Source organism: Parabacteroides sp. ASF519 (assembly GCF_000364265.2).
Classification (GTDB): domain Bacteria; phylum Bacteroidota; class Bacteroidia; order Bacteroidales; family Tannerellaceae; genus Parabacteroides; species Parabacteroides goldsteinii.
Map to the genome: position 1 here is coordinate 23,086 of NZ_AQFV02000004.1, position 12,266 is coordinate 35,351.

Annotated in this window: 8 protein-coding genes and 1 pseudogene; 4 read left to right on the forward strand and 5 right to left on the reverse strand. The window is 40.4% G+C overall.

The genetic code is table 11. From position 1 onward, the window contains the following. Positions 1–60: 60 nt before the first annotated feature. The 4 genes from C825_RS00300 to C825_RS00315 form a co-directional block, all read right to left on the reverse strand. Entirely contained in the window at positions 61–1,533 is a 1,473-nt protein-coding gene (locus C825_RS00300) for a RagB/SusD family nutrient uptake outer membrane protein (RefSeq protein WP_009860110.1), read from the reverse strand. 31 nt (positions 1,534–1,564) lie between these two features. Next, positions 1,565–5,038, reverse strand: a complete 3,474-nt coding sequence (locus C825_RS00305) for a TonB-dependent receptor (protein ID WP_010800954.1) — start codon at positions 5,036–5,038, stop codon at positions 1,565–1,567. Positions 5,039–5,193: 155 nt separating this feature from the next. After that, entirely contained in the window at positions 5,194–6,177 is a 984-nt protein-coding gene (locus C825_RS00310) for a FecR family protein (RefSeq protein WP_010800955.1), read from the reverse strand. Between the two features lie 114 nt (positions 6,178–6,291). Beyond that, on the reverse strand, positions 6,292–6,837 hold the full coding sequence (locus tag C825_RS00315; RefSeq protein WP_009860118.1) for an RNA polymerase sigma-70 factor: 546 nt from the start codon (positions 6,835–6,837) through the stop codon (positions 6,292–6,294). 347 nt (positions 6,838–7,184) lie between these two features. Here C825_RS00315 and C825_RS00320 point away from each other — a divergent pair, with 347 nt between their 5' ends. The 4 genes from C825_RS00320 (at position 7,185) to C825_RS00335 (ending at position 10,542) form a co-directional block, all read left to right on the forward strand. Further along, on the forward strand, positions 7,185–7,745 hold the full coding sequence (locus tag C825_RS00320) for a hypothetical protein (protein WP_250690538.1): 561 nt from the start codon (positions 7,185–7,187) through the stop codon (positions 7,743–7,745). Continuing rightward, positions 7,652–8,137 carry a hypothetical protein gene (locus tag C825_RS00325; protein ID WP_250690539.1) on the forward strand — a complete coding sequence of 162 codons (486 nt, stop codon included), beginning with the start codon at positions 7,652–7,654 and terminating at the stop codon, positions 8,135–8,137. Before C825_RS00320 ends, C825_RS00325 begins: the two co-directional genes overlap by 94 nt. A 10-nt stretch (positions 8,138–8,147) precedes the next feature. Then, positions 8,148–9,152 (forward strand): TlpA family protein disulfide reductase, encoded by a 1,005-nt coding sequence (locus tag C825_RS00330; RefSeq protein ID WP_250690540.1) that lies wholly within the window; start codon positions 8,148–8,150, stop codon positions 9,150–9,152. Between the two features lie 1,075 nt (positions 9,153–10,227). Beyond that, positions 10,228–10,542: a hypothetical protein gene (locus C825_RS00335; RefSeq protein WP_250690541.1), complete on the forward strand. Its 315-nt coding sequence runs from the start codon at positions 10,228–10,230 to the stop codon at positions 10,540–10,542. 516 nt (positions 10,543–11,058) lie between these two features. Here the strand turns inward: C825_RS00335 and C825_RS00340 are convergent. Further along, positions 11,059–12,266 (reverse strand): annotated as a pseudogene (locus C825_RS00340) (hypothetical protein); the annotation flags it as partial.

Below are 12,266 nucleotides of genomic sequence, written 5' to 3' on the forward strand. Positions count from 1 at the left end.
CAGTTAAAAGCGGCCTTTTCTTAAAAATGCAAATATAGTTTTTTTATTTGGAGGAACGAATTAATATCCGGGGTTCTGGATAATAATTCCTTTCCCCTCGTTGATGACAGCCTGTGGCAACGGGAAGAGAACAAATTCGGGTTTCGTCGTCGTTGAACCACGGTCGATCGCGTTCTGGATGAATTTACCATGTCGAATCAGGTCTGCACGGCGATTTCCTTCCCACCAAAATTCGTGACCGCGTTCCTGAAGCATCTTATCCAGAAAATCATCGACGCCTTTTATGTCTCCCATAGTATATGGAGACAATTTAGCTCGTACACGTATTTGATTTAACAAATCGACAGCTTCTTGTGTTACCGAATTTCCCTGGCGGACGATTGCTTCTGAAAGCAAAGTCAGCACATCTGCGTAGCGATAAACGATCCAATCGATCTGGCTGCCATCACCTGTTGATTCCGGATCTTCGCCATATTTCACAGGAACCGCGCCTGAATAGGTATTACCATGTTTTATAATATCAGATTCTTCATTGAATAATACGCCGTCGTTACCCATATATTCGCCAACCAATACGGATAGACGATCATCGTTCTTGTCAAATGTGCGATAGAAAGGCCAGGGAACCTTGAAGCCGTCCCAACGCTGGATAGAATTGTTCTTACAGGGATAGTTACCCGGCAGGCAATGGTCGTGCCATAATTCCAGTTGGGTACCTCTTTCTTCGGTGCAGGCAAAGATGATTTCTTTATTCTGTTCGTTTTCCAGGGTGAAAATAGACTGGTAGGAATCCATTAATCCGTATCCGTAGTCGGCTTTCATCAACTCACGACCACATTCAACAGCTTTTGCCCAGTTCTTTTCGTGCATGTAGAATTTCATCAGGACTGTATATGCTAGACCTTTATCAAAACGTCCGAATGCAGAAGCGCGGGTAGGAAGGCCTTCCAGTGCTGATTTTAATTCTGTTTCGATAAATGTTGTCATTTCTTCCTGGCTTGCCCGGGGAATGATCTCTTCTGCCAACGGGTTATTTAGCTGTTCAAGTGTAGGTATTGGCATGGGACCATAGAAATCATATAAGAGGAAGGCTAGCCAACCACGTCCCATATGGATTTCGGCATTCATACGTGCTTTCACATTATCTGCCATTTCCACACCGGAAATGCGTTCAAGCGTCAATGTCATTGTCCCCAGATATTTGGCATAATTGGTGTAGTTTATTGTCGAATACTGGTGATTGGGTGTCCAGTTGTGACTGGTCAAAGGAATCCATGCATCATTCACCCAACAACAAACAGCCAGATCGGTCGACATATCTCCGATAATCTGTACACCGGTTGCCACGTTGAAGATACCACTATAGTTATCGCAACGAAAAGGGGCGTAAACTCCGCCTGTGATCAATGCTTCCGCATCTTTCTCTGTTTTTGGGAAAAATCCGGGGTTGATGGCATCATATCTTTCCGGCTCCAGATCAGTACATGAGATTAATGTACAGCAGCACATTAATGTATATAATAATTTCTTCATGATCTTATATCTTCTTTTATTGATTAATAAATTAGAATGTAATATCCAAACCAAAGCTGTAAGTACGGACATTCGGATAAGCCCATTGCAGACTTGAAGGAGTACTTTCTGAACTTGAAATGTCAGTTTCCGGGTCAAGTCCTGTATACGGCGTGATAACAAACGGGTTGTTCACATCAAAATATACGCGGACATTAGATAAGATGTGCTTGCTGGTCTTGATCGGTATATTATAGCCTAACGTAATATTGCGACAACGGATAAACCAGGTCTTTTCGTAATAATAATCCCCCGTTCCGTAAGCGCTTTCAGTTTGGAAATAACCAGGCAATGTGCCGTTAGGATTCGTTGAACTCCAAATATCGCCTACTGAAACCGGTTGGTTGTAACCACGGCGTAAGTCATTGACGTTATTACTAATCCAGGTTTTCTTATAGCTACCGGCTGATAATTTATCAAATTGTCCGTAGAAATAAACATTCAGATCAAAGTTTTTATAACGAAATGTATTGTTAAAACCAAACAGATACCCAGGGTCGGCAGAACCATAAATCACTTTATCAGCATCATCCAGTTTGCCGTCAGGTTTACCGGTCTTCATTGGAATACCGTGTTCATCAACTTTAATCGAACCGTCTTCATTGTAAACATATCCGTTGATATCTTTAATTTTTACTTGTCCGGGAAGAGCTCCTGGCATGTGGTCGATCTTTTCACCCGGTTGTACCAGGCCATCTGACAGATAACCGGCATAAGAACGGATATAACCGTTGTATTCGCTGTATGCACTCGGCTTCCAGTTCGGATCGCGTTCTTTCCATTTGTCCCGGTATAAAGAGAATGTCAGATCGGAAGTCCATTCAAAATTATTGTTACGGATATTGGTAGTATTGAGTGTAAATTCAAAACCCTGGCTTTGAGTTTTACCTACGTTAGCTATAATTTTATTCACTTCGTTGTAAGATAACAGAGTCCGTTCGTTTAACAGGTCTGATATTACTTTGTGGAAATATTCAGCTGTTACATTAATACGACCGTTCAGAAAACCTAAATCCAGACCAAGGTTCCATTCACGTGTCGTTTCCCAGGTAAGTTCATTGTTACCCATCTGATCCAGGTAAACACCATTAACTGCACTACCGCCAAAGAAATTATTATTACCCACTTTATAGTAGCTATATGCTTTGTCACCCACATTGGCATTACCTGTTTCACCATAGCTCAAACGTAATTTACCGTTTGATAAGATATTTGTCAAAGACTTCAGGAATTCTTCTTCCGTAAATCTCCATCCGGCAGCAACAGAAGGAAAATACCCCCAGCGGTTTCCGTCTGCAAAGTTAGAGGAACCATCCGCACGAAGAGTGGCAGTCAATAAATAACGATCTTTGAATGAATAGTTCACGCGACCAAAAAATGAGGCCATGCGTGATTTTGTTGCACTTGAACCTACAGTCGGACGTTTTGCATTGCCTGCTCCCAGATTATTATATAAGAAACCATCTGTAATGAAGTCATTGCTCTTTCCTGACAGAAATTCATAATCAAACAACTGGTAAGAATGACCAACCAATGCATTTAAATTATGATCACCAAATTGTTTAGTATAGTTAGCTGTTAATTCCATCAGATAGTCTGAGTTATCAGCCTGTGCTATATAACCCGAACCATTTTCTCTTGCTCCATACAACGTTGTTGTAGGCATGTATTGTTTACGTTTCTGATAGTTACGGTCGATACCGAAATTAGCTTTCAACAATAAATCCTGAATCGGACGAACTTCAAAGAAAACCGTACCTAGTAATCTTTCTTTAGTTGTCTTATCTGTAATATCCAATAAAGAAACTGGGTTGGGAAGGAAAGAGGCGTCCTGATTCATTGAGTATTCACCGTTTTCATCGCGTACAGGCAATGTTGGATTAAACTGAGCGGCCGAAACCAGGATACCTGCATTTTCATTCTGCCCATTTCCCAGAGGAATATTATCATATTGGTTACGGGATACATTCAGGTTTACTCCCATCTTTACATATTTACTCAGTTTCTGATCCAGATTTACACGTGCAGAATAACGCTCCATGGCATTATTTTTAATTACACCGTCTTGTTTGAAATAGTTACCGGAAACCAGATATTTCGTATTCTCATTACCGCCGGTAATGGATAAATTATGTGAAGTTTGGAATCCCAATCGGGAGATTTCGTCAAACCAATTTGTGTTATATGCAGGATTGGCAATTTGTTCAGCAGTATAATCCGGAACAAAAGGTGAAGCCACTTCTGATTCGGATTTACCACCATAAATGCCCACGCCATTCGTACGCAGCCAAAGCTCTTTTCTGTAATCGTTTGTCGCTTGCATAAAGCCTGAAGCATCCAACATTTCATAAGACTTTGAAATATCCTGAACAGATGCAGAACCGGAATACTGTACTTTTGCCGCACCACTTTTACCTCGTTTCGTCGTTACGATAATCACACCGTTACCGGCACGTGCACCATAAATAGCAGTAGAACTTGCATCCTTCAGTACTTCGATAGATTCTATATCGTTCGGGTTAATTGAAGACAGGATATTATCCTTATTTCCATCCTTATATTGGTTTCCGCTGTCCAATGATCCCGGATCGCTCACTGGAAAACCATCGATAATGATCAGCGGATCATTCCCAGCCTTGTCTGAAGAGGCAGCACCGCGGATACGGAAAGTAGACTGACCTCCCGGCTGTGCACTGATCGTACTTACCTGCAAACCGGCAGCCTTACCAGCTAGCGCATGACTGATGGTTGAAACCGTACCGACGGGGGCATCGTCCATTTTAACAGAAGCAACAGCGCCAGTCAGGTCTTTCTTCTTCATCGTACCGTAACCGACAACGACAACTTCTTCCAGCGCCTGTGAATCTTCTTTCAATGTTACATTAATAACACTCTGTCCTTTTACGGCAATATCCTGTGGAATATAGCCGATAAAAGAAATCTGCAATGTTGCATTGGCAGGCACCTCGATAGAGAATTTACCGTCTAGATCGGTAGTCGTACCATTGGTTGTTCCTTTTTGAATCACGTTAGCTCCGGCAACCGGTCCCATAAGATCACTGACAACACCTGTTACTTTCTGTGATTGTTGTGAAATAGCAGCATTTGAAACATGTTCTGTAGTCAGCACAATGTGACGGTCTTTGATCGTATATCTCAAGCCTGTTTTGGTGGCAATGGCATCCAAAACGTCCTGGATATTGGCATTCTTTTTTCTGATCGAGATCTTTTCGTTTTTATTGACCTCTTCCAGATTATAGAAAAACAAGAACTCTGATTGTTTTTCTATTTGTTTCAACACATTTTCTAATGTCTCCTCTTTGGCAGAAACATTTAGTTTTGTTGTTTGCGCATAAGTTGCGGCGACCATTTGCGACAAGCAAACGGTTAGCATTAACACGGTTAATTTCATAATTTTTATAGTTCTTTTCAGATTTACAGAAACAACTATACGTTGATTATTCATACTTTTGAATGTTTTAAGATTAAACATAATCCCACGGCAATGGGAGTTTAATTGAATCACACGTTTTAGAAGAGAGAATCCGGCAAGATTTTCTCTTCTTTTCTTTTTACCACTTTACTCGCTCATATTAATACATTTTTAAGATTAGCTATTATTTATATTTCAGAAACGGTTATATGACGGTCGTCAATCCTATATTTGATTGGAATAGAAAGGTTGACGATTTCCATGATATCTTTTATACTTTGTCCCCGGTAAAAAGTTCCGGTGAAAGTTCGTTTGTTCAGAGTTTCGGACGTGACGGTAAATTGCACTCCATAGACATGACTCAGCCGGTAAAGTATGGCTTCCAGGCTTTGTTCCGGAAAATAATAATAACCGGTAGTCCAGGATGTGAACTGTTTGGCATCCACATTCCTGACATCACCAGCATGTGTATTCCGGTTGTAAATAAACTGCTGATTGGGTTTCAGTATGGTTTGATGCAGAATATTCTCTGTCTTCAGACGAACGGCTCCTTCCAGCAGGGTTGTAGTGAGCAGTGAGTCGGAAGCGTAAGCGTAAGCTGTAACATTGAATTTTGTTCCCAGGGCTTCGATATTCTGTTCCTTTGTCTTTACGATAAAGGGCTTGTCTTTATCTTTTGCTACTTCAAAATAGGCTTCACCTTCCAGGTAGACGGTTCTCTCTTTTCGACCATAATCATTTTCATAATGAAAGACAGTCTTCGATCCCAGACAAACCTGTGTTCCATCCGGTAATTCGACGACATCAGCATCCAAACCGTCCCCACCGATATATCGGGTCGCTATTTTGTCTTCATCCTTATTGAAAGTCAGAAATAAAGAGGTAAGACATACTGTTATAAAAGAGACTGCTGCATAATTACCCAATTGCAGCCATCTACTTTTCTTACGTGGATAAAACACCTTTCTCTTCTTCAGAAGGCGATCCCAACTTCCTTCCATATCATTCTGCATTCTATTGGTATAGCAGGCATCATAGACCGCTTTGATTTCAAAGAATACCTTTTTATTTTCGACATTCTCATTCACCCAGGTGTAAAAATCATTTATATCCTGTGTATCCAGTTGCCCTTGCAGATATTTTATGACCAATTCAGATCGTCCGTCTTCCATATAATTTCTCTGTTAGATATAAAGTGACTTAGTCCTTTATGAACTTATAACGAATGGGACATGAAAAGTACTCACACGAAAACAAACTTTTTTTAAAATAAAAAAATGCCCCTTTTAAATCAAGGTAAAAAGATAAAAGAATAAATGAGAACAGTGCTTACGGAGGTAAAGCAAGGAACGATACAATTGGTTCTCTACCGTACGGACAGATAAACCCAGTTGTTCAGCGATCTCAGCAGCTTTCATTCCTTTCAGATAAGAGAGACGGAATATTTCCTGGCTTCGTTCTGGTAATTCCGCCACTTTCTTCATTAGAAGCTCTAACAAATCTTTCCGCATGAAAAGTTCGTCGGACGATTCGAAATAATCCAGTTCTTCCAATTTTAGCTGTACAGCACGGTGGTCAAGTATCTCCTGCTCCATGTTAGAACGACGCAGATGGTCGATGCAGGCATTACGCACAGCTACAAAAAGAATCCTTTTCAAATCGTCATCAGGAAGAAGGAAAACCTGCTTATCCCATAATTTCAGGAAAACATCATGCACAATATCCTCTGCAAAGAATCCGGAGACAAACTTGCCCGCAAAACGAAGCAACATAGGCGCATATTCCATATATATGCGCTGATAACAATTTGTCGTCTGATCTTTTACTTCCATTTTGCAAACTTATTAAAAATCTCGGAAAACGCCCTGTCCCAACTCTATTTTAACGCTATACCCTTTATAAAACACCTATATACATCTGCCGAAAAAATTATTGAATCCTCCAATCTGTACACTAATCGGGGCAATAGCAACCATCCATCAAAATATTCAACTACAGGAATTAAAATTCAAAGGCAGCAAGCAACTAAAAGATAAAATATCTGTTAAAGCCCCCATAGTAAACAATAAAATAGGATAAAAACAGAATAATACCATACCCAAACAAGCTGTTTATAACTACTAAAACCTATCTTTAGCCTTATAAATTAACGAAAGGATAACATTTAAAACATTCCGATATGAAAAAACAAACAGTCATCCTATTCTTACTTCTGGGTCTCAGCCATACAGCATTCGCCCAACGCGTCATTGAAAACCCTGCTTATGAATTTAAAAGCACAGGTATCAATACAATCACTCAGATAGAGCGAAACAAAGAAAACACACGGGTACAAGTACATTGCGAATTTATTCCCCACTGGTGGATTTCTTTCGACAGTACTACTTACATCAAAGATGCGGATACCGGAAAGAAATATTTTCCGACCGGAATCGAAGGAACCGAGTTCGGTAAAAAAACATTTATGCCTGATTCCGGCGACTCCACATTTGTCCTGATCTTTCCTCCTTTCGATAAAAAAATGAAGAAATTCGATTATATCGAATCAGATACGGGAGAAGGTTCAATCTTCGGAATCTCACTGAAAAAACAAAAGATCAGAAGAAGAAACCGGTGGAAGAAAGCATATACGGGACATGGGAAGATATGGAAAAGCAGCTGGCAGCAGAAGCTGATCCGTCGACCGGTTACGGAACCGACTTCTTCCGGAAAGACACAGCCCATTTACGCGGTTTTCTAAAAGGATACGATCCCAGAGCCGGCTTCAGTACCGGCATGATTTATACTGGTAACGAACTAACCCGCGAAGACTATCCGACTGTCATACAAATCCATCCTGACGGACGTTTCGAGGCTGACTTTCTTTTAAATCATCCCTGGGAAGGTTATATCTCTTTCAAAAGGACTTCCATTCCATTTTATATCGAACCGGGAGAAACCTTATTTATTTCTCTCGACTGGGAAGACTTCCTGATGGCAGACCGATATCGCGATCGCCGGTATGAGTTTAAAAACATAGATTTCAAAGGAGCCTCAGCCGGAATAAACAAAGAACTTAACAAGTTTAAAGTGAATACTTTCAATTATCGGAATTTCGAAAAGCAACTAAAACTCTTGCCCGGCGGAATTTAAACAACAGCAATTGAACGCTTTGAAAGAGGCTGATAACTCACTGGCAGAAAAGCTGAAACAAAATACTGTTTCAATCAAAGGCCAGCAATTACTGAAAAATAAAATACTTCTATCATTTTACGGAGCTTTGTTTGATTATGTTATGACACGAAGGTATTACGCCTCTCAGGACTCTACCAATGAAATCCTGAAACAACCGATTCCGGATGATTATTATAACTTCCTTCCGAAGATAAATAGTAACGACAAAAGTTTACTTGTCTCGAATATGTTCAGTTCTTTCATCAACCGTTATGAATATATGGGACCTTTCAACAACGCAGATATGACATTCACCCCCGAGAATAAGCTTGAAATGTTTAGCAAGGGATGGTTACGCAAAGATTCTGTCTTACGGAATGAATTGCAAGTCACGCCCGGTCTGCTGTTTGAGATTGCAAAAACCCGTTCGCTGAATTATGCACTAGAGATGCTTACACCCAAAGAAGGACATTTGCTGGCTGAAGAAATAAACAACAGTATCTCAGAGCCTTTCCTGAAAGAAGAAACGATGCGTATGTATGCCAAGAAATTTCCGGAAGGAGAAAAACAAGCCTATAAACTTCCGGAAGGGAAGGCCACGGATATTTTCTGTAAAATGACAGACCCGCACAAAGGAAAATTCGTTTTAGTCGACTTTTGGGCTACTACCTGCGGACCTTGTATTTACGGCATTAAACATATGCAGCCGCTAAGAGACAAATATAAAGACAGTCCGGACCTCGCCTTTGTCTATATTACAGATACAGGCGGTTCTCCGGAAGAGTCTTACAATAAATTTATTTCGGAAAATGATATGGGTGACAACCTGTTCCGTTTGCCGGAAGATGAATACAACTATCTGCGTCAACTATTCAAATTCAATGGCATACCTCGTTATGTCATGCTGGATCGGGATGGGAATGTGGTCGACGATAATTTCCCCGGACACAACGCAGAGTATGAAATACAAAAGTTATTCCCGGATAAAAAGTAAACTGTCCCAAAGAGTTCATCCTCTTTGAATATACCCGTTAAAAGGGTTTATCAGGGTTATTTTTATCAGAAATGAAACATTTCTGAAGTTGACAGTTGACTCACAAATAACAGTTATGTCGACTTTCAATTGATTATCAATATATCATTATTCTATCAAATCAAACGATTAGATGTCTTTATGATAGCAAAATACTTATTTAAACAACCAGTATATTCATCCATATTGCCTATCTAGGATAATTTTATATACATTTATTAACAAAGCATCCGGCTTTATCTGTTCTTCAAGCAAAATATACTTCATTTAAAACGGAATTTATATTCGTTTTAAATGAAGTATATTTTTATTATGGTTGAAAATTTACTCGACATAAGCTAAAAAACGTTAATAAAACAAGAAAAAAACTCATTTTTCGAATTTTCGAGGGGATATTTCATGCTAAAGAGCATGTTTTATTTCTGAAACAAGGAATATCACAGATACTTTTCCAATATCTTTTATTTTGCAAAATCACCATCAATACAGCAGATAGCATCCGCCATATGTAATACGATATTATTATAACGCATATCACACCATTATTCCGACTTTTTGCACATTCCATCCTTCCCACAGTCGCATAAAAGCTAACTGTACAAAATACCACCCCATACAGCTTATTCAGAAGGTACCTTATATAGCATTTTGTCAATTTAGGACTATCAGAGAAAGTTGTTCATATTTTATCAGAATTGAAATTATTTGCATCGAGACTTATCCTAAAAGCTCTAACTGCTATAAGTATCTCTACTACCAGTATCAATTCATCTACAAATTTTGAAGTGTATTTTATTGCATCCTTTAATTATTATCGTACATTTGTGATGCATTTCCTATATCTCAGGCGGGGAAACCTGCCAATTTCCGTGGCGGGCATTTTTATGTCCGCTCACGAGCATTCTATATGGCGGTTCCGTACCCCCGTGTAGAATGTTAATGCATCTACTCTGCCTGAGGTAGGAAATGCAACGGGACAGGCGGAACCGCTCTTATATTTAGAAAATCTTCGCCTTCACATCTAATATTAATATGTATGGAAACAGAATTGTTAACTGTCCAACAAAGTGAAGAGATGCAAAAAACAAGTGGCAACCCATCTCCTTTTTCCGAAGAAGAATTGAAAGAATTTTACCTTAAATTTGCCCGTCTGGTTAATCCGAATGCCTGTTCTGCCAATCGCAATGATTTTGAAGTGCTAAGTATCCTTCGTAAAGATTTAAAGAAAAATCTCGGAATACTTTGCAAGTATACACAGCATGCCTGGGATGAGGGAATGCCGGAAATACAAATGGCTTGTGGTGCCTATTCCGTACAGGATACCATACAAAAGAAAGAACGGATGAAGTGAATGTTTCTTTGGAAAACATTTACAGTTCCTTGCTCAGATGGCAGCAGCCAGTTCGGTTGTAAGAAGGATGCATGCGGAATACACCCGGCATTTTATTAATGTGGAATATCTTTTGAGGAAAATAGAGAAAGATAAGAAGAATAACTAAGTCTGCGTTTATTTAACAGAGGCTTGAGTGAACTTGTTCTACAAATGCTCAGGTATAAATATCCTCCGATGAATCGGTTTCTTTCCGGTTTCATCGGAGGATATTCTATTTTAAATCAACTTGACAGAGATACCTTATTTTTCAATACCCAACCGTAATCACATGAACAGAAGGGCTATCCAGCACAACAGTGGTTGTCGTTCCTGTTTCTGCATTAAAACAACGGATTGTATCTTTCTCCGTATTCTGTACGGTTACTTTCCAACTGTTACCTTCTTTATTTATGCTTAAAATATCCGTCGTATTACTACCGGGATTAATCGCAAACCGTTAACGCAATGAACAGTTCGATATGATAACGTCTGACATCAACAGGGAATTCTTTCGTTATAGACGAAGGTTGCCGTATGTTGCTGTTCAGCACTTTGCCAGTCGGTGTTCAGCAAATAAATCGTGCGGTGGTCTTTGTTATCCCAAACAGTGAAACCTACAGACGGAGCAGATTCGATCCAACCGGAGGGAAGTTCCTTGTTCACGGTTTCCGTAGCTAACTCACGCATTGTTTCTTCATACTGGCTTCTCAAAGACGATTCTGCCGGATAAGCAGCTTGCGGAAAGTAGATGATCTTTCCTGATCCGAACGGGATAACGGTCTTTCCATTCAAAGACTTGTAATTATCGCCCAACATTTCACGGATAACCGCATCGTTAGTCGGGAACTTTGCCGGTTGGTCGGGTTGAAGTTCGGCATTCAAATGGGCGGCCGTCAGGACAAGCGTTCCGCCGTCAAATACATAGTTGCGGATGCGGAGGAAATCGCTTTCATCGAAACTGTTCCAGCCAAGGAATACCATTGCCTTATATTTATTCATCACATCTTGCGGAGCCTCGATAGGCAGAATGTCGATAGTCCCGTAAGGCGTAGAGGTGAACCAACCGTTAGGACCGCAACCATCCACGATATTATTGGGATAGAAGACTTTCAGGAGGTCAAAACTTTCCGTAGCCTTATTAAATTGCCATTTGTCGCCCTTCTGTGACCATAAGCTGCCGCCGAACGATTTCCAGGCATCATTCCTTCCCTGGATAACAGCGACGTTACTTTTCAATTCGCCGCGACGGGTATGTGTTTCTATGAAATCCAGCACACGATGCTGTGCATATAAATGCTCTTTGCCTGATTGGGAATAACGGTCGTTGGCATATTCGTCCAACCACAAGGCTTCTTCCGTATTCATATGGGAAGAACCATGCATATAGGCTACGGCAAGCGACATATACAAACGTAAAGAATGTTTCGGGTCGGTAAAAGGTCCTGAACCCCATTGCATAGCATGCAACGTTCCGTAATCCCGCTTGCTATAAGCACGTGAAGCACCGCGCAATGAAGACAGGATAATTTCTTCAGGGCCGTACATCTGCTCGGCTCCCAACCAGTTATAGCCAGCCTGATACAAATAACGGAACAACGTGGAAGGACCTGTATGGCGGCTGCTCTCTCCTTTTGAATAACGGAAATTCTCAACCAGCTTGCGGGCACCGTCGGCCATATCCTTGACACCATACGGGTCATAAT

What these genes read in the sequence shown, in the direction of transcription:
- C825_RS00320 (WP_250690538.1), top strand. Translation starts at nt 7,185, where the DNA reads ATGAAAAAACAAACAGTCATCCTATTCTTACTTCTGGGTCTCAGCCAT.
- C825_RS00305 (WP_010800954.1), bottom strand. Translation starts at nt 5,038, where the DNA reads ATGAATAATCAACGTATAGTTGTTTCTGTAAATCTGAAAAGAACTATA.
- C825_RS00300 (WP_009860110.1), bottom strand. Translation starts at nt 1,533, where the DNA reads ATGAAGAAATTATTATATACATTAATGTGCTGCTGTACATTAATCTCA.
- C825_RS00315 (WP_009860118.1), bottom strand. Translation starts at nt 6,837, where the DNA reads ATGGAAGTAAAAGATCAGACGACAAATTGTTATCAGCGCATATATATG.
- C825_RS00335 (WP_250690541.1), top strand. Translation starts at nt 10,228, where the DNA reads ATGGAAACAGAATTGTTAACTGTCCAACAAAGTGAAGAGATGCAAAAA.
- C825_RS00310 (WP_010800955.1), bottom strand. Translation starts at nt 6,177, where the DNA reads ATGGAAGACGGACGATCTGAATTGGTCATAAAATATCTGCAAGGGCAA.
- C825_RS00325 (WP_250690539.1), top strand. Translation starts at nt 7,652, where the DNA reads ATGGAAAAGCAGCTGGCAGCAGAAGCTGATCCGTCGACCGGTTACGGA.